Raw genomic sequence first — 18,752 nt, 5'->3', positions numbered from 1 at the left:
ATTATCGAATATCCATTGATGAAAGTATTGTAAATTTTGTTAAATAATTTTACGTTTGATTCTATTTTGATGTAAATGTTAAGTTGAATTTCGGATAAATATTGATTTTAATTTGATTTTAAAGACATTTTACAGCCTTTTGATTTCATTCGTTTTAAAATTTATTCGAAAATGATGTGCAGGTTCCCCGGAAGAAAGCTTATTTAAAATATTAAAAAAAGTGGTAAGCTGAAGAAGAAACTCATCTTTGGTATTCAATTTTTCGAAGTTTTTATTCAAAATTTCAAACTGTAAAAGTCTTTCTTTAGAAATGTCATTTTTTGCCAGTTCATCTGCTGATTGCAATTGATACAAATTCACTAAGGCGTCTTCAAAATTCCAATTTCTATATTTTTTTGAATCTTTAAGGGTTGACTTTTTATTGTTTAGACTTAAAAAAAGTAAATCTTCACCGGAAATTTTTTGAGCCTTTTCTATAAAATCTTTTGGCCAGTCTGAAGGAACAAATCTCATTCGCACCAATTCTTTTAAATGAAATAAAGTGAAATCATGATAATTTTTAGTTTTCAGAATATCGGCGTTCCAGATATCTTTTGTATCCCTGCTTTTTAAGGCTTCGAATTCCTTTTTATACAACGGGAAAAGTTCATCAAATCTTGGAACGTGGGTGATAGAAACCGTTTTTACCTCAAACTGATCCTTCGAATTTACAGTCAGAATTGTATATCCCGGAAGATAAGCCGCCAATGACGGAACCTGAATATTGACCAGCATTTTCCCATTTTCAAATTTTTTCACTCCGGTATCATTGATGTGCATATGACCAGCAAAATGCAATTTTATGCCGGCTTCAGAAAAAACCTCAGCAACTTCGTTGGTGGGAACTCTCTCCAGTTGCCATTTATTTTTGCCTAATAAATTCTTAATGTCAGCAGAAGCTCCGTCATTAAAATCCAACATCGGATAATGTGTAAAAGCAATCAATACTTTACCTTTTTTCTCTGCTTCCTGAGAAATATTCTTAACCCATTCAATGAGGTGCTTTTTGTTTGATAAGACCTTATTATACCCAACATATGCGCCTTGAAGATTATTCGGATCTTTAGGATTTCCTTTGATGTTTTTGGGTAAATACGTATTTCCGTCAATCGCCAAAAGCCAAATTCCATCAACTGGTTCTACAACATAACTCAGATCTGGTATCACAAAACCCGGACTGACTTCGTACATCCGTTTGGTATAGTCTGAGCTTTTCAGAGCATTTTCAAAATTATAATCCTCATAAAAGTCTTTATTAAAAGGGGTCTGCCAGAATACATCATTTCTGGAAGGTAAAAAACCGAATTCTTTTAACTCGTTCATAATTTCAAGATAACCGGACATAGCGATATCTTTCGTTATAATGGTTTCCACATTCTTATTTTGAACTAAATTCTTATCACTGAAAATATTGAACGGACTTCCATTTTCGCCTAAAAAATCAGATTTACCTCCATCCTTCAAAAATGGGCTTACCGGATCATGATTTCCTGTTGTGATAAAAAACCTTATCCCATATTTGTTCTGATATTCATTGAGGATTTGCTTAAGTCCGCGCAAATTATAGGCTTGTCCGTCATCTGTGTAATCTCCGGGAAGAGCTACTAACTTAATCCCTCTTTTTGCAACGTCATCCAATGCCGCTAAAAATGCAAAATAATTTTCATTAAAAATTCTTGTAGAATGCAGCTGCGAATTCATCGTTCTCAGCAGAGTTTTCTTTTTGGTTTTAGGATTTTCAACTCCCTTGAAAGAGTTATCTGAAAAATCACCGTACAAATCCTGAAAATGGACATCTGCAAGAAAAGCAATCTGAATAGGTTTTTGCTGAGCATTTAGCGTTCCCAAAAGAAATAAAAAAAGAATAAAAAAGCATGTGAAATGTTTCGCCAAAACTGAAAATTTTAATTCTTGAAAAGTAGTGTTTCCGTATCAATTGAATGTTGCCGTAAGTTTATTTTTGTTTTAAGTTTATTTGACAATTCTATCTGATGATACTTTAAACTTATACTAAAATGAAATGTTTTTTCTATAGTGAAACAAAAAAGCACCTACTTTTTGTAAGTGCTTGATTTGATTTTGGTTCCACCTTATCAAATAATTTTTATTTTCCCCTTTATTTATGGGCTTTCAAGTATTTTAATTTTGATATATAAATAAGTACTAGATCGAATTCATGATTCTTGTTTAAAAATCTTCAAAAAAAAACCGCTCTCTAAGAGAACGGAATATAAAAATATTTTAAAAAAACATAATTTACAAACAGTTATGCAATATTTACGGTTGAATCTCGATAGGATTATTAAACATCTTTTTAAGAGCCGTGGTAGTTTCGTCATATTCTCTCTTCATATCACCATACATCGGAGGAAAAGCAGCACCTTCAAAATCTAACGAAAATTTTGCTTTAAGGTATTTCGACTTTGGAAAAAGCTTAAATTTTCTTTCATTAAAAACTAATTTTTCACTGAATTTCTCAATTTTTGAAAGTGTAAAATGATAATCATCTCTTGTATCAAAAACTTCAAAAACCAAATCTGGTAAGCCATAAAATTTATATGGTCCAATGTTTTGTTTATATTCTTTTGAAAAAAATGCAATCCATCTCATTCCAAATGCATTTGTAGCAGCTTTCTGGCATTTAACCCCAGCAATGATTTTAGTATCAGAATAAAGCACCCATTTTAAAGGTACATCTTCAGAATAGTAAATATTGACATCAGCACGGGAATAAAATACGTTTAAATCTGTACTGGTTTTAATTATTCTTTCCTGAAAATAATCACTTATTGCTTGTAAATCTACACCAGATTCTTTATACTTTTTAAAGTCATTAAGATAATTCTGATATCCTGCAAAATAATATTCTGTTGAATTACCGACTAAAATAAAAGATTGCTTCTTTCTGAATTTCTCACCTAATTTTAGTGAAGATTCATAAGACATTTTTATTACAGTCTCAATATTGAATTTTTGTGAATAAAAATTATGACTAACTATTATACATATAATTAAAATAATCCTCAATAACAACTTCATAATTATATTTAAAAATTAAAGATAATATTCATCAAAGAATTTATTCTCCTCCGTCTTCCCAACCTGAATTTCTAAACTACTTTAAGTCAAATTTACAAATTGTTGCAGTATTGTTGCAGCCTAAAATAAAAAAGCACCAACATTTCTGTAAGTGCTTGATTATAAAAGTGGTCCCACCTGGGCTCGAACCAGGGACCACCTGATTATGAGTCAGGTGCTCTAACCAACTGAGCTATAGGACCTCAAAATTTGGTTAAATTTTGTGATTGCAAAAATAGTAAAATTTCTTTCATTACAAAATTTTTTATCGCTTTTCTTGGCAAAGTTCTATCAGCACTCCATTCGTAGATTTGGGGTGCAGGAAGACAACTAATTTATTATCAGCTCCTTCTTTGGGTTGTTCAGAGATAAATTCAAAACCTTCATTTTTTAACCTTTTCACTTCCTCAACTATGTTTTCTACACCAAATGCCAAATGATGGATTCCTTCACCTCTTTTTTCTATGAATTTAGAAATCGGGCTTTCTGCGTGAGTTGCCTCCAGCAACTCAATTTTGCTTTCACCTGTCTGGTAAAAAGATGTTGTGACTCCTTCCCTCTCCACAGTTTCATTTTTATATGATTTTTTTCCTAACAGCTTTTCAAAAAGTTCGTCAGAAAAGCCTAAAGTTTTTACGGCAATACCGATATGTTCTAGTTTCATAAAATAATTTTACAATGATTAATCATAGATTTGAATGTTGTCTACATTTTCAAACAGGCAATTCAAACAAAAATAGTAAATTTGCAGAACTTATGGAAAGTAACAGACAAAGAAAAGTAGCACAAATAATACAGGAAGATTTCGCAGAACTTTTCCGAAAACAATCAGCAGAAAGCAAACAGAGTTTTTTAGTTTCGGTTTCTGATGTGAAAATTTCACCCGATTTGGGAGTGGCAAAAATTTATTTAAGCATATTTCCGCAAGAGTTCAGAGCTTCGATCATGAAAGAAATTGAGCTTAATAAAGCACAATACAGAAATTTCCTTGGTCAGAAGATGGCTAAACAAGTGCGTGTAATCCCCCAGCTTAACTTTTATCTGGATACAGCTCTTGATGATGTAGAAAAGCTGGAAAAAGAACTCAGAGGTGAAGGCGACAATCCTGTATTGTAAACTATTTTGAAAAACATTGCATTTTATATCGCATCACGCTACCTTTTATCTAAAAAAGGAAGTACAGCTGTCACGTTTATTACGTGGTTGGCTGTAGGAGCTATGATGGTTGCTGTTGCAGCAATGTTTGTTATCATCTCGGTATTCTCCGGGTTAGAGGTTTTTAATCAGAATCTTATTTCAAATCTGCATGCCGATTTAACGGTAAAAAGTACTTCAGGCAAAACAATTAAAGATTTTAATAAGATAAAAGACATCTTACATAAAAATAAAGAAATTCAGGATTTTTCTCGTGTTATTGAAGAGAAAGTATATCTGAATTACAACGGAAAAGGTGACATCGGATATCTAAGAGGGGTAGATTCTTCATATATCAAAGTAAATCCTATTGATAAAACTATTTTCTTCGGAAAATATCCCGGGTTTCAATATTCGAATGAGGTCATTATGGAGCATTCGTTAGAAATGCGGCTCTCAATACCTGTAGATACTTTAAATAATTTTGCTACCGTTTTTATGCCAAAATCCGGAACAGGAATTATTAATAAAGAAGAAGATATTTACAATAAAAAAAATATTCTGGTTACTGGTATTTTTCCGGGAAATGATCAGCTAAACAATTATATCATCGCACCGATTGAGTTATCTGAAGAATTACTTGATCTTCCAAAGAATTCAGCATACCAAATTGTTATTAAGCTCAAAAATCCTGACAAAATAGATAAAGTAAAAAAAGATTTGCTTTCATCAATCGGGAAAGGAATTGAGATAAAAACCAAACAGGAAGAAAATGCCGCTTTCTGGAAGATGATCAATACAGAAAAACTTTTCATTTATTTAATATTCGCTTTGGTAATTTTCATTACCACATTCAACTTGGCAGGAGCAATTATTATCTTGCAGCTTGATAAAAAACAACAGGCAAAATCCTTAGTCTCTTTAGGATTTCCTTTAAGTCATTTAAGAAAAACATATTTCTACACTGGTATTCTGATTGTTGTTCTGGGTGTTATCTCAGGCTTAATTTTGGGAACAGCATTATGTTTTTTCCAACTGGAAACTGAGTTTTTTAAAGCAGTTGAAACACTCCCTTTTCCAGTAAAAATTGTTGCAGAAAATTATTTCATTGTAGCTGCAACGGCATCTTTATTCGGAATTTCCATTTCCTGGTTCTTCTCTAAAATCAGTAAAGATTATATTACTAAAAATTAATATATTACACTTCAATTTTTTCGTAGATTTGCCATCCAATTAAAAAAAAATGAAGCGAATTTTATATTCTTTAATATTAAGTATTGTATTCATCAATGCTTTTGCACAGATTCCTGCGGGATATTATAATGGGACAGCTACTCTTACGGGTGCAGCTCTGAAAAGCCAACTGAAAACCATTATTACCAATGGTCATACAGATAATGGATATGGCGGATTGTGGATCGCATACCAAACTACAGACCGCGATTATTATTACGAAAACGACGGTTCTATTTTAGATATCTATTCCGAAAGACCAACCGCTGCAGATCCGTACAACTTTACCGTAGTTACCAACCAATGTGGAAATTATACTGTAGAGGGAAACTGCTACAACAGAGAACACATCGTACCACAAAGCTTATTCAACGAAGCATTTCCTATGAAATCAGATGCACATTTCGTAAGGGCAACTGATGGAAAAGTAAATGGTATGAGATCTAATTATCCGTTCGGTGTCGTGCAGACCTCATCATTCGTATCTTTAAATGGTTCAAAATTAGGAACTTCAGCATCAGCAGGATATTCAGGAACTGTTTTTGAACCAATCAATGAATTCAAAGGCGATGTTGCAAGAATGATATTTTACTTCGTTACAAGATACGAAACACAACTTTCAGGGTTTTCTTCGGGAGACATGCTTGGAAGCACAGCATTCCCGGGATTGCAAACATGGGAACTTAATCAACTGCTTGCTTGGCATGCTCAGGACCCTGTTTCACTAGCTGAGATTAGTAGAAACAACGCTACATATTCTTTCCAGGGAAATAGAAATCCATATATTGACAATCCGCAATTTGTAAATGCGGTTTGGGGAACTCCTGTAGTAGACACTCAGGCTCCGACAGCTCCAACCAATCTTGTAGCAAACAATCCTACTTCCAATTCAGTTTCATTAAGCTGGACAGCTTCTACAGACAATATAGGTGTTGCAGGATATGCAATTTATGTTAACGGAACATTCAATTCAACCGTAACAGGAACTACTGCAACGGTTCAGGGATTAAACCCACTCACAACCTATACATTCTATATCATTGCCACAGATGCTGCCGGAAACCCATCGCCACAAAGCAATACTGCAACCGCAACAACTTTAGCAGGACAACCCGGAGGCGGAAGTTGTGGAACCGAAGATTTTACAAATATTCCGGCAAGTGCAACGAACTATACAACAAGAACATGGACTAGTAATAACATTACATGGACTGCCACAGATGCGCGAACAGACCAAACCATTACAGGAAAAGCAATCACGATTCAGAATGGTGATCTTACAAGCAGCTCACTTTCTGGTGGTATTCAAAGCTTAACAGTAACAACACAACGTAAATTTAGTGGTACTTCAAACAGTTTGAATCTACAAATCAATGGCGTAACTGTAGGTACAGTTCCTTACGGAGATAATGTGGTTACTACAACCATCAATAATATCAATGTTTCAGGTAACATCATCATCAAACTAATTAATCCTGTTTCGTCAAACAGAGTGGCAATTGATGACCTGAGCTGGACTTGTTTCAATACTTTAAGCACAGTAGAAACTACAAAAGGAAAATCTTTCAGCATTTATCCTAATCCTGTGAAGAATAACGAACTTTTTGTAAAAGGTGAAAATTTAATTAAAATTTCAAAAGCTGACATTTATGATGTATCCGGAAAATTAATCATGTCAGTTTCAAATCCTTTCAAAAATTCAAACAAAATCAATCTCGACGGTATTACAAAAGGAATTTATATTCTGAAAACAGACCATACTTCTTCAAAATTCATTGTCGAATAATTAAAAAATATATTCTCATTTAAAGACCGATTTTTTCGGTCTTTTTTTTATTTTTGATCTATGAATGCTAATAAAAAACTAGGTCTCATCGGGAGAAACATTTCTTATTCTTTTTCTAAGAAATTTTTTGAAGATAAATTTCAGAAACTCATGCTTAATGAGTTTTCGTACAATATTTTCGATCTTCAGGAAATTGATGAGGTGGAAAATTTATTTAAAGATCCTGAACTATTAGGTTTCAACGTCACCATTCCGTATAAAGAAAAAATCATTGATTATCTGGATAATCTAAGCGATGAAGCCAGAGAGATAGGTGCCGTAAATTGTGTTTTGATTGAAAACGGTAAAAGTACAGGATACAACACCGATGCCTTTGGATTTGAAAAAACGCTCAAAATCCATAGAAAATCTCATCAGAACACAGCATTGATTTTAGGAAATGGCGGTGCTGCAAAAGCAATACAGTATATTTTAAGTAAAAATGGAATTTCAAATCAGATCGTTTCCAGAAACTCAGATTTAAATTTCGAAAATTTAGATAAGAAAACTGTAGAAGATCACAAAATTATCGTGCAGTGTACCCCTGTAGGAACTTTCCCAAATACTGATGCTTGTTTAAACTTTCCTTTCAACGGGCTATCAAAAGATCATTTGGTGATGGATTTGATTTACAACCCAAATTATTCGAAATTTATTCTGAAATCAGCAGAACATGAAGCTAAAACCGTGAACGGATATTATATGTTTGAACAGCAGGCAGAAAAAGCATGGGAAATTTGGAATAATAAAAAAAAATAACATAAATTAGTACTTTATTTGGTTTTTACTCTATAAAGAGAAATAACACCACTCACACAAAAGATTTGCTATGATTACAGAAAACAATCTTTCTGAAAACGAAGAAAATACAATTTCTACCGAGGAAACTCAACAGGAAATACAAGAAAACACAGTTTCTTCTGAAGAAACTGCACCTGAAGAGGAAACTGAGCATGCAGAAGAGCATGTAGACGAAGCTATTTCTTTAGCTGATGCTCTCAAAGAAATGGAAAAAATCATCAATTCTACGACTGCAGGAGAAAATTTCAGACAGTTCAATTTACTAAAAGAAAAAGCAAGTCATGCCATTCATGATGAGATTGAAGATAAGAAGCACGAATATACTGACGCAGGAAACGCACCTGAAAATTTCAGTTTCGAGCATCCTGCACAATCTAAACTTTCTGCGTTGATTCACATTTTCAAAGAAAAACATGATACCTTCCAGAAAGGTCAGGAAGAAGAGCAGAAAAATCTGGATCATCGCCAAGGATTGATCGACAGACTGAAAAATTTGTATACCAATTCTGAACCCGGAGTTAATCTTTTTAAATCAATTCGTGAGATTAAAGAAGAATGGTCAAAAGCCGGACAGGTTGCAAAATCTGAATTTAAAATCCTCAACAATAATTATTTTCACCATTTGAATCAGTTTTATCAAATGTTGGATCTGAATAAAGAATTTCTTGAGCAGGAATACAGCCATAATCTTGAAAAGAGACAGCACATTATTGCCCGTGCAAAAGAGCTTGAAAATGAGCCCGTTGTACAAAAAGCTTTAAATGAATTACAATATCTTCACAAACTTTGGAAAGAAGAGGCAGAACCTGTAGCTGAAGAATTTCGTGAAAAAACATGGGATGAATTTAAGGAAATCTCAAATAAAATTCACGAAAGAAAATCTGAACTTTCTGCCGCTATTGAAACCGAGCAGAATGCCAATCTTGAAAAGAAAAATGAGATTATTGGTGAGATTAAAAAATTATCTGAACCAACAGACACTCCAAACCATAATTACTGGCAGAACGCCATCAAAAGAGTTGAGGAACTTCGTTCTGAATTTTTAAAAACAGGAAATGTCCCGAGAAAATTATCCAACAACAACTGGAATGATTTTAAAGCTACCTTAAGAAATTTCAATACGACTAAAAATAATTATTACAAATCTTTAAAAGGTTCTCAGCAGGAGAATTTAGATGAGAAATTAAAACTCATCCAGACTGCGAAAGACAATATGCTTTCGGAAGACTGGGAAATGGCAGTGGCGCTTTTCAAAAAACTTCAGGATGACTGGAAAAAAATAGGTCACGTACCAAAAAGCATGACCAATAAAATTTGGGATGAGTTCCGTGAAGCCTGTAATACATTCTTTAATAATTTCCGTGAAAAAAGCAATGCATCTACCGATAACTGGAAAGAAAATTACAAGCAGAAAAAAGAAATTCTTGAAGAACTGAAAACCATTTCTGATGAAGAAGGAAGTATTGAAAAAATTGAAAATATAAAAACTTCCTGGAACAACATCGGTAAAGTTCCAAGAGATAAAATTGGAATCAATTCTGAATTTAATAAGACTTTAAGAGAAAAATTAAAGCTGAATAAAATCAACGAACTTGAACTGAAAGAAGAAGGTCTATCTGAAAACCAATTAACTGATAAAGCAAGAAAAATCAAGAGCCAAATCTCTGATCTTGAGGCTGAAATCGTAAAATTGGAAAACAATCTGGCATTCTTCAAAAAACCGTCAAGAGACAATCCTATGCTTGCAGATACGTACAACACGATCGATAACAAGAAAGCTCACCTGGAAACTTTGAAGCAGAATCTTCACAGCATCATTTCAGGAGATTAAAATAGAAATTACAATTATACAGGCGAAGCAAAGAAATTTGTCTTCGCTTTTTTATTATGCAAGACGAATTTTACATAAAAAGATGCATCGAGCTGGCAAAAAAAGCTCTGGGAGACACTTATCCAAATCCTTTGGTGGGGAGCGTGATTGTTCATGATGGGAAAATCATTGGTGAAGGGTATCATCACAAAGCAGGAGAAAACCATGCAGAAATTAACGCCATCCATTCGGTTGAAAATAAGAGTCTAATTCCGGAATCTACCATCTATGTTTCGCTGGAACCTTGCGCTCATTTTGGCAAAACTCCGCCTTGTGCTTTGAAAATCGTAGAATTGGGATTCAAAAAAGTAGTTATCGGCGCCATGGATTCTCATGATAAAGTAAATGGAAAAGGAAAAAAAATTATTCAGGATGCAGGAATCGAAGTAGTATCCGGAATTTTGGAAAATGAGTGTATTGATCTAAATAAAAGATTCTTTACTTATCATCAGAAAAAACGTCCTTTCATTGTTTTAAAATGGGCACAATCCGCTGACGGATTTATGGATAAAGATTTTAAACCTTATCAGATCAGCAATTCGCTTACGAAACAGTATGTGCACGAATTGAGAAATAATGAACACGCTATTTTAATTGGAACGATGACTGCTCTTCGCGACAACCCTAGTCTGACAACGAGAGAAGTTACAGGCAGAAACCCAGTTAGAATTCTGATTGATATAGATTTGAAAGTTCCAAATGATTATCATATTTATAATCATGAAGCAGAAACTTTGATATTTAACTCGGTGAAAAATTCAGATGAAGGACATATAAAATTCATCAAAACCGAAAGAGAAAATTTCATCGAAAAGCTTTTAAAAAAATTGCACGAGTTACAGATACAATCTGTTATAGTTGAAGGTGGCGGTATGGTTTTGCAGCAGTTTATTGATACTGATTTATGGGATGAAACCATTGTTATAAAAAATAAAGAACTCGTCGTAAGAAACGGAACCAAAGCTCCCAAATTTCTGCATGAACCTTTCGAGACCAAACAATTCAGAGATAATCTGGTAGAATTTCATAAAAATTCTCATTAGAAATTAAGAAATGCAGCACGAATATAAAACTATAGAAGAACCTGTTGAAAATATATTTCTTAAAGAAAAAGGAAGCAAATTTATCGGTTTTGCTTTCCCTGTAAACAATGAAGCTGAACTAAAAAATGCTTTAGAAAAAGTAAAATCAGAACATCCAAAAGCAACCCATCACTGCTATGCTTTCAGAATGGGTTTAAGTGGAGAAAATTACCGTGCTAATGATGATGGCGAACCTTCCGGAAGTGCAGGTTTACCAATATACAATCAGCTTTTAGCAAACGAAATCACCAATGTTTTAGTCATCAGTGTCCGATATTACGGAGGAACCAAACTAGGTGTTTCAGGTTTGGTAAAAGCTTATAAAGAATCTGCTAAAATTACTTTAGAAGAAGCAAACATCATTACAAAAGAACTGGAAACTGAGATTGAAATTAAGTTTCAATTTGATCAGCAAAATGTTATCTTCACTTTGCTATCAAAGTTTGATGCTAAAGTTGTGAATTTTGACGCTAATGAAAACTGTATTTTGAAGGCTGTATTAAAAATTGCCCATAAAGAAAACATCTCAGAAAAACTTTCTGAGATGCAACATATTTCTTTTGATTTTCAGGATTAGGTTAATCTCTGCGACCTCCCATTAACAGGGATGCAAAATAAAGCAGTTGCGCTAAAGAACCGATTGCTGCAACAAGATAGGTTCTCGCCGCCCAAGTCAAACTGTCTTTTACACCAACAAATTCTTCTGTAGTTACAGTTCCTGTATCTTTCAGCCATTTCATGGCTCTGTTACTGGCGTCGTATTCTACAGGAAGTGTTATAAATGCAAAAAGTGTAGTTAATGCAAACATAATAACACCAATCAATAAAACAATTTTGTTCCCACTTGCTACCATCAGTACAACACCACCCATGATGACAAACTGCATTAAATTTGAACTGATACTGACAACCGGAACCAGTTTTGATCTCAGCTGCAGCATAGAATATCCTACAGCATGCTGTACAGCGTGACCACACTCGTGAGCTGCGACCGCTGCCGCTGCAGCATTTCTCTGCATATAAACACCTTCAGAAAGATTTACTGTTTTGTCTGCAGGATTATAATGATCTGTCAGCTGTCCCGGAACTGAAATTACCTGTACGTCATTAATTCCGTTGTCTCTCAACATTTTTTCTGCTACTTCTTTACCTGAAAGTCCATTTCTAAGGTGTACTTTAGAATAGTATTCGAATTTGGATCTCAATCTTGAAGAAACCAGCCAGCTTACAAGCATTGAGATTCCTATAATAAGGTAATAACCTGTCATAATTATTTTTTTTTAAATCATTTTATAACAAAAGATCATGTAAAAACTGTGCCAAAGGTTTGACATTATTTATTTATATTTGTAATAGAAATTACCCTCAAATACTATGTCAGCAGTTTCAGTTCTTGAAATAAAAACACCGAACGAATTAAAACAATTTGTAAAATTCCCGATGGATTTGTATAAAAACAATCCATATTATGTGCCTTCATTAATTAAAGATGAATTGAATGCCTGGAATTCTCAGGAAAATCCTGCGTTGCAATATTGTGAGGCGAAGCAGTTTTTAGCTTGGAAAAACAATAAAATTGTTGGTAGAATTGCGGTAATTATTAATCATAAAGAAGAAAAAGAGCTCGGCATCAGAAAAGTTCGTTTCGGATGGATTGATTTTATTGATGATCAGGAAGTTTCAAAAGCTCTGATTAATACAGTCATTGATTATGCAAAATCGCATCAGATTGACCGTATTGAAGGACCCATGGGTTTTACAAATCTTGATAAGGCAGGAATGCTGACTTTTGGATTTAAAAAAATCGCCACGATGATCGGAATTTACAACCATGAATATTATCCTAAGCATATTGAAAGTCTCGGTCTGGTAAAAGAAAAAGAATGGGTAGAATTTGAAATGAATTTCCCTAAAATCCTGCCTCCTAAAGTTGAAAAATTCAGTAAACTGATTGCTGAAAAATACAATTTAAGAGTTTTAGATTTTAATAGTAAAGAAGAGATTTTACCTTACGTAAAACCGATGTTTAAGTTGCTTGACGAGACGTACAAACATCTTTCCACCTACACTCCTATTTCCGAAGAACAGATTAAAACTTATAAAGAAAAGTTCTTTCCCATGATTGCTAAAAACTACGTAATCTGTGTAGTGGATGAACATGATGAATTGGTTTCCTTCGCCGTGACGATGCCTTCTTATTCGAGAGCATTGCAAAAAGCTAAGGGCAAGCTTTTCCCGTTTGGATGGTGGCATTTTCTTCAGGCTCAAAAGAAAAACGATCGCGCTAACTTTTATCTCATCGGAATTCATCCGGAATATCAGAGACGTGGTGTAACTGCAATTATTTTCAAAGAAATTTTCGTTCGTTTCAATAATATGGGGATCGATTTTGCAGAAACTAACCCGGAATTGGAGGAAAACAAAAGCGTACAGGTACTTTGGCAGGATTACAATCCCGTTAATCATAAAAGAAGAAGAACGTATTCTTTAAAATTTTAATATGAAAATACATCTGATTTTTTTCGCCATTCTCATCGCAGGATTCATCTCATATAATGTTTTTTTTAAGATAGAAGACGACAGAATAAACACGATTGTCAACATATTGTATGCAAGTATACTTTTTGCTTACATCTCTTTCATGGCGTTTGCTCTGCTTAAGAAAATGAAAAAGTAACTCCTATTTTTATTGATTCTAAATTATCGGTTTTCTCCATTTTCATCAGACTTTTAAGTTGATTAATTTCATGCTTTATTGTTTATTGTCTAAATTTGCAACTTGAGATAATAATGTAAAAATGAATTTACCCGAAAGTTATATTCCGATACTCATACAAGCCGGTGTAGCCATTGGTTTTGTTGCCATTTCTTTGCTTGGAGCTCATTTTTTGGGACCGCAGCAGAAAAAAGGGAATTCTGTAAAAAACTCAAGCTGGGAATGTGGTATTCCTGTTGAAGGAAATGCGAGAACTCCGTTTTCTATTAAATATTTCTTAACAGCAGTGCTTTTTGTATTGTTTGATATTGAAATCGTATTCTTTTATCCATACGCTGTCAACTTTAGAGAATTCGGAGTTGAAGGTTTTTTCGCAGTCCTAATGTTTGTAGCAATTTTCTTTCTGGCATTTTTTTATGTCTGGAAACGCGGAGCATTAGATTGGGATAAATAATTAATTATAATTTTAAATAAGAGATTTAGATAAACACAATTGAATTAAAGTTAACATTAACCGTAATTTTAAATCTAAATTAAAATCTTAAAATCAACAAAATGTCAGATCAAAAACCAATTATAAGAACAGATGCACCGGCTCCCGAAGGATTTGAAGGAGAAGGTTTTTTCGCAACAAAACTGAGCAGCGTAATCGGAATGGCAAGAAAGTTTTCACTTTGGCCCTTACCTTTTGCAACTTCTTGTTGTGGCATCGAATTCATGGCAACCCTAAACCCAACTTATGATGCTTCAAGATTTGGTATGGAAAGAAACTCTTTCTCACCAAGACAGGCAGATATGCTGATGGTTTGCGGAACTATTTCTAAAAAATTAGGACCTGTTTTGAAAGAAGTTTACACTCAGATGGCTGAGCCAAAATGGGTTGTAGCTGTTGGGGCATGTGCTTCAAGCGGTGGTATTTTCGACAGTTATTCTGTTTTGCAGGGAATTGACAAAATTATCCCGGTAGACGTTTACGTTCCTGGATGCCCGCCAAGACCAGAGCAGATCATCGAAGGGGTAATGCAGGTTCAGGCATTGGCAGAAAGTGAAAGCCTGCGAAGAAGAGATGCACCGGAATATCAGCATTTACTAGACTCTTATAACATTAGCAACTAAGAGAATGACGAACGAATTTGTATTAGAAGCCATTACAAGAGAATTTCCGGATACTGTAATCTCTAGTTCAGAACCTTACGGAATGCTGACCATTGAAGTTAAAAAAGAAGATATTAAAAAAATCATTCATTATTTGAAAGATTCATCTTTAGAAATTAATTTTCTTACGGATGTTTGTGGAATCCATTACCCGGAATTTCCTGAGAAAGAAATCGGTGTAGTGTATCATTTACAAAATATGATGACCAACTTCAGACTGCGTTTGAAGATTTTCATGTCAAGAGAAAATATCGAAGTTGACTCTCTCACAGAATTATATGCTGGAGCAAACTGGATGGAAAGAGAAACTTTTGATTTCTACGGAATTAAATTCAAAGGACACCCCGATTTAAGACCTATTTTAAATATGGAAGATCTGGGTTACCACCCAATGTTGAAAGAATATCGTCTTGAAGATGGTACAAGAACCGACAAGGACGACGCAATGTTCGGAAGATAAAAATAATGCAGTAAGCAGTAAGCAATAAGCTTAAAGCCTAAAGCCTAAAGCATTTAAAATATGAAAGATAACTCATTATCTAATATACTTAACCAACACGAAAGTAAAGAACAGATTGACGGGCAGTTATACACCTTGAATCTGGGTCCTACGCACCCTGCAACACACGGTATTTTCCAGAATGTGTTGACAATGGATGGAGAAAGAATTCTTCATGCCGAGCAAACGGTTGGTTACATTCACAGAGCTTTTGAGAAAATTTCTGAAAGAAGAAACTACGCTCAGATTACTACCCTTACAGACCGTATGAACTACTGTTCTGCCCCTATCAACAATATAGGATGGCACATGACAGTAGAAAAATTATTAGGTATCAAAGTTCCGAAGCGTGTAGATTACATGCGCGTTATTTTAATGGAACTGGCAAGAATCGGTGACCATTTGATTTGTAACGGAGTAACCGGAATGGATGCAGGTGCAATTACAGGTCTTACTTATATGTTTATCGAAAGAGAGCGTATTTACGACATGTACGAGCAGATTTGTGGTGCTAGAATGACTACGAATATGGGTAGAATCGGAGGCTTTGAAAGAGATTTCACTCCAAAATTCCATGAATTATTAAAAGATTTCTTAAAAACTTTCCCTGCGAGATTTGCTGAATTCGGACAACTGCTGGAGAGAAATAGAATCTTTATGGACAGAACTATTGGCGCAGGAGCAATTTCTGCTGAACGTGCTTTAAGCTATGGTTTTACAGGTCCAAATCTACGTGCAGCCGGTGTAGATTATGACGTAAGAGTTGCTGAACCATATTCATCTTACGAAGATTTTGATTTCATCATTCCTGTAGGAACGGCGGGTGATACTTATGACAGATTCATGGTTCGCCAGCAAGAAATCTGGGAATCATTAAAAATAATCAATCAGGCTTACGATAATCTTCCAGAAGGAGATTTCCATGCGGATGTACCTGACTTCTATCTTCCTGAAAAGGCGGATGTTTATCAGAAAATGGAAGCTTTGATCTATCATTTCAAAATTGTAATGGGAGAAACTGATGTTCCGAAAGGAGAAGTATACCACGCTGTTGAAGGAGGAAACGGAGAACTGGGATTCTATTTGGTAAGTGATGGTGGAAGAACACCTTATAGACTTCACTTTAGAAGACCATGTTTCATCTATTATCAGGCTTATCCTGAAATGATTACAGGTGCTGTGATTTCTGATGCAATCGTTACGATGTGCAGCATGAATATTATTGCAGGAGAATTAGACGCATAATACATTAGATAAAAGAAGAAAGACAAAAGACTTTCTTCAAACAATATAAATACGAATTTAGAATAATGGACCTTCAGAATCTTTTTTCTTTGTTCCTTACTCTTTAATCTTAGATAAAAAAATGAGCGAAACAATAGCTTTTAAACCGGAAAGTTTACAGCAGGTACATAAAATTATCGCTAGATACCCTGAAGGAAAACAAAAATCTGCTCTTCTTCCTGTTCTTCATATAGCACAGAAAGAATTTGGAGGTTGGTTAGACGTCCCTGTAATGGATTATGTTGCTGAATTATTGAGTATTAAGCCAATTGAAGTATATGAAGTGGCAACCTTCTACACCATGTTCAATATGAAGCCTGTCGGTAAATATGTTTTAGAAGTATGCAGAACCGGACCTTGTATGGTATGTGGAAGCGAAAAAATATTAGACCATATCAGAACAAAGCTTAACATTAAAGACGGTGAAACAACTTCAGACGGAATGTTTACATTGAAACCTGCCGAATGTCTGGGAGCTTGCGGATATGCTCCGATGTTACAGTTAGGAAAGTTTTATCACGAAAATTTAACCATAGAAAAAGTAGACGAAATCCTTGATCTTTGCAGAGAAGGACAAGTTGATTTGGGCTAAATAAATTTTAAACTAATTAAAAAAAGTAGAGCTGTCACACTTAGCTTGTCGAAGTGTAGAAGCCATTCGCTAAAAGCATATTAAAAATGAGTAAAAAACTTTTACTTAAAGACGCACATATTGAAGGCATCCGCTATCTGGAAACTTACCGCAAACAGGGAGGTTATGGAGCAGCAGAAAAAGCCCTAAAAATGACACCTGATGAAATTCTTGAAGAAGTAAAAGTTTCAGGTCTTCGTGGTCGTGGTGGCGCAGGTTTCCCAACAGGGATGAAGTGGAGCTTTCTGGCAAAACCGGAAGGCGTGCCGAGACACTTGGTCGTAAATGCAGATGAATCTGAACCTGGAACTTTCAAAGACCGATATTTAATGGAATTCCTTCCTCATCTTTTGATCGAGGGAATGTTGATTTCATCCTATTGTTTAGGGTCAAACGTTTCTTACATCTACATCCGTGGAGAATATTCATGGATTCCTGATATTTTGGAAGAAGCTATTGAAGAAGCTAAAGCAGCAGGATTTTTAGGTAAAAACATCTTGGGAACTGGTTTCGATTGTGAAATTTATGTTCAGAGAGGTGGCGGCGCTTATATCTGTGGCGAAGAAACTGCACTTCTTGAATCCCTTGAAGGCAAAAGAGGAAACCCAAGATTAAAACCACCTTTCCCGGCTGTAAAAGGACTTTGGGAAAGACCAACTGTTGTAAATAACGTTGAATCTATCGCAGCAATTGTTCCGATTATCGACATTACAGGAGCAGAGTATGCTAAAATAGGTGTTGGGAGATCTACAGGTACAAAATTGATTTCTGCCTGCGGAAATATCAATAAGCCAGGAGTTTACGAAATCGACATGACTATTACGGTTGAAGAATTCATATATTCTGATGAATATTGTGGCGGAATTCCAAACGGGAAAAAGCTAAAAGCTTGTATTCCAGGAGGGAGTTCGGTTCCGATTGTTCCTGCAAACTTATTATTGAAAACCGTAAATGGTGAACCAAGATATATGAACTATGAATCTCTTGCTGACGGTGGTTTTGCTACCGGAACAATGATGGGTTCAGGAGGTTTTATTGTTTTAGACGAAGACCAGTGTGTTGTAGAACACACCATGACTTTGGCAAGATTTTATCACCACGAAAGTTGCGGACAATGTACTCCATGCCGTGAAGGAACAGGATGGATGCACAAGATTTTAAAGAAGATAGAAAAAGGAGAAGGAAAAATGGAAGACATCGATCTACTTTGGGACATCCAGAGAAAAATTGAAGGAAACACTATTTGTCCTTTAGGTGATGCGGCAGCATGGCCCGTTGCAGCAGCAATTCGTCACTTCAGAGATGAATTTGAATGGCACGTAAAAAATCCTGAATTAAGTCAAACACAAAACTACGGATTGGCAAATTATGCAGACCCTATCCCAGTTGCAGCTAGTAATTAATA

At 34.8% G+C, this 18,752-nt stretch carries 19 protein-coding genes and 1 tRNA gene; 15 read left to right on the top strand and 5 right to left on the bottom strand.

Annotated elements, in window-relative coordinates; all coding sequences use genetic code 11:
- Window positions 1-129: 129 nt before the first annotated feature.
- From ACZZ9T_RS07130 to mce, 4 genes are all read right to left on the bottom strand, one after another.
- Window positions 130-1,932 carry a metallophosphoesterase family protein gene (locus tag ACZZ9T_RS07130; RefSeq protein ID WP_463441483.1) on the bottom strand — a complete coding sequence of 601 codons (1,803 nt, stop codon included), beginning with the start codon at window positions 1,930-1,932 and terminating at the stop codon, window positions 130-132.
- A gap of 384 nt (window positions 1,933-2,316) precedes the next feature.
- Entirely contained in the window at window positions 2,317-3,078 is a 762-nt protein-coding gene (locus tag ACZZ9T_RS07125; protein WP_463441482.1) for a GLPGLI family protein, read from the bottom strand.
- A 168-nt stretch (window positions 3,079-3,246) separates the two neighbouring features.
- Window positions 3,247-3,320, bottom strand: a tRNA-Ile gene (locus ACZZ9T_RS07120).
- A 62-nt stretch (window positions 3,321-3,382) separates the two neighbouring features.
- On the bottom strand, window positions 3,383-3,781 hold the full coding sequence (mce, locus tag ACZZ9T_RS07115) for a methylmalonyl-CoA epimerase (RefSeq protein ID WP_463441481.1): 399 nt from the start codon (window positions 3,779-3,781) through the stop codon (window positions 3,383-3,385).
- Window positions 3,782-3,873: 92 nt separating this feature from the next.
- Between mce and rbfA the strand changes: the two genes are divergently transcribed.
- The 7 genes from rbfA (at window position 3,874) to ACZZ9T_RS07080 (ending at window position 11,639) form a co-directional block, all read left to right on the top strand.
- Entirely contained in the window at window positions 3,874-4,233 is a 360-nt protein-coding gene (gene rbfA, locus ACZZ9T_RS07110) for a 30S ribosome-binding factor RbfA (RefSeq protein WP_463430803.1), read from the top strand.
- Between the two features lie 6 nt (window positions 4,234-4,239).
- Complete coding sequence (locus ACZZ9T_RS07105) at window positions 4,240-5,445, top strand: ABC transporter permease (protein ID WP_463441480.1); 1,206 nt, start codon at window positions 4,240-4,242, stop codon at window positions 5,443-5,445.
- A 49-nt stretch (window positions 5,446-5,494) separates the two neighbouring features.
- Window positions 5,495-7,270: an endonuclease gene (locus ACZZ9T_RS07100; RefSeq protein WP_463441479.1), complete on the top strand. Its 1,776-nt coding sequence runs from the start codon at window positions 5,495-5,497 to the stop codon at window positions 7,268-7,270.
- Between the two features lie 60 nt (window positions 7,271-7,330).
- Window positions 7,331-8,068: a shikimate dehydrogenase family protein gene (locus ACZZ9T_RS07095; protein WP_463441478.1), complete on the top strand. Its 738-nt coding sequence runs from the start codon at window positions 7,331-7,333 to the stop codon at window positions 8,066-8,068.
- A 70-nt stretch (window positions 8,069-8,138) separates the two neighbouring features.
- Complete coding sequence (locus tag ACZZ9T_RS07090; RefSeq protein ID WP_463441477.1) at window positions 8,139-9,941, top strand: DUF349 domain-containing protein; 1,803 nt, start codon at window positions 8,139-8,141, stop codon at window positions 9,939-9,941.
- Between the two features lie 56 nt (window positions 9,942-9,997).
- Complete coding sequence (gene ribD / locus ACZZ9T_RS07085) at window positions 9,998-11,023, top strand: bifunctional diaminohydroxyphosphoribosylaminopyrimidine deaminase/5-amino-6-(5-phosphoribosylamino)uracil reductase RibD (RefSeq protein ID WP_463441476.1); 1,026 nt, start codon at window positions 9,998-10,000, stop codon at window positions 11,021-11,023.
- 10 nt (window positions 11,024-11,033) lie between these two features.
- A complete protein-coding gene (locus tag ACZZ9T_RS07080; protein ID WP_463441475.1) occupies window positions 11,034-11,639 on the top strand; it encodes an IMPACT family protein in 606 nt (201 codons plus the stop codon).
- Window position 11,640: 1 nt separating this feature from the next.
- Here ACZZ9T_RS07080 and ACZZ9T_RS07075 read toward each other — a convergent pair whose 3' ends face one another.
- Window positions 11,641-12,330, bottom strand: coding sequence for a zinc metallopeptidase (locus ACZZ9T_RS07075; protein ID WP_463441474.1), 690 nt, complete (start codon window positions 12,328-12,330; stop codon window positions 11,641-11,643).
- Window positions 12,331-12,436: 106 nt separating this feature from the next.
- Between ACZZ9T_RS07075 and ACZZ9T_RS07070 the strand changes: the two genes are divergently transcribed.
- The 8 genes from ACZZ9T_RS07070 to nuoF all read left to right on the top strand — a co-directional run bounded on the left by ACZZ9T_RS07070 (window position 12,437) and on the right by nuoF (window position 18,750).
- Window positions 12,437-13,561, top strand: a complete 1,125-nt coding sequence (locus ACZZ9T_RS07070) for a GNAT family N-acetyltransferase (protein ID WP_463441473.1) — start codon at window positions 12,437-12,439, stop codon at window positions 13,559-13,561.
- A 1-nt stretch (window position 13,562) separates the two neighbouring features.
- Window positions 13,563-13,739: a hypothetical protein gene (locus ACZZ9T_RS07065; protein ID WP_463441472.1), complete on the top strand. Its 177-nt coding sequence runs from the start codon at window positions 13,563-13,565 to the stop codon at window positions 13,737-13,739.
- A gap of 121 nt (window positions 13,740-13,860) precedes the next feature.
- Window positions 13,861-14,232 carry an NADH-quinone oxidoreductase subunit A gene (locus ACZZ9T_RS07060; RefSeq protein ID WP_047447213.1) on the top strand — a complete coding sequence of 124 codons (372 nt, stop codon included), beginning with the start codon at window positions 13,861-13,863 and terminating at the stop codon, window positions 14,230-14,232.
- Window positions 14,233-14,333: 101 nt separating this feature from the next.
- Entirely contained in the window at window positions 14,334-14,894 is a 561-nt protein-coding gene (locus tag ACZZ9T_RS07055; RefSeq protein ID WP_229985859.1) for an NADH-quinone oxidoreductase subunit B, read from the top strand.
- A 4-nt stretch (window positions 14,895-14,898) separates the two neighbouring features.
- Window positions 14,899-15,393: an NADH-quinone oxidoreductase subunit C gene (locus ACZZ9T_RS07050; RefSeq protein ID WP_463441471.1), complete on the top strand. Its 495-nt coding sequence runs from the start codon at window positions 14,899-14,901 to the stop codon at window positions 15,391-15,393.
- A gap of 60 nt (window positions 15,394-15,453) precedes the next feature.
- On the top strand, window positions 15,454-16,677 hold the full coding sequence (locus ACZZ9T_RS07045; RefSeq protein ID WP_463430778.1) for an NADH-quinone oxidoreductase subunit D: 1,224 nt from the start codon (window positions 15,454-15,456) through the stop codon (window positions 16,675-16,677).
- Window positions 16,678-16,798: 121 nt separating this feature from the next.
- Window positions 16,799-17,308 carry an NADH-quinone oxidoreductase subunit NuoE family protein gene (locus ACZZ9T_RS07040; protein ID WP_463441470.1) on the top strand — a complete coding sequence of 170 codons (510 nt, stop codon included), beginning with the start codon at window positions 16,799-16,801 and terminating at the stop codon, window positions 17,306-17,308.
- Window positions 17,309-17,394: 86 nt separating this feature from the next.
- Window positions 17,395-18,750, top strand: coding sequence for an NADH-quinone oxidoreductase subunit NuoF (gene nuoF / locus ACZZ9T_RS07035; protein WP_463441469.1), 1,356 nt, complete (start codon window positions 17,395-17,397; stop codon window positions 18,748-18,750).
- The last annotated feature ends 2 nt before the right edge of the window (window positions 18,751-18,752 follow it).

The organism is Chryseobacterium sp. AC417, from assembly GCF_979258215.1.
The sequence above is the reverse complement of the archived record's forward strand: the minus strand, read 5'-3'. Positions and strand labels throughout refer to the sequence as shown.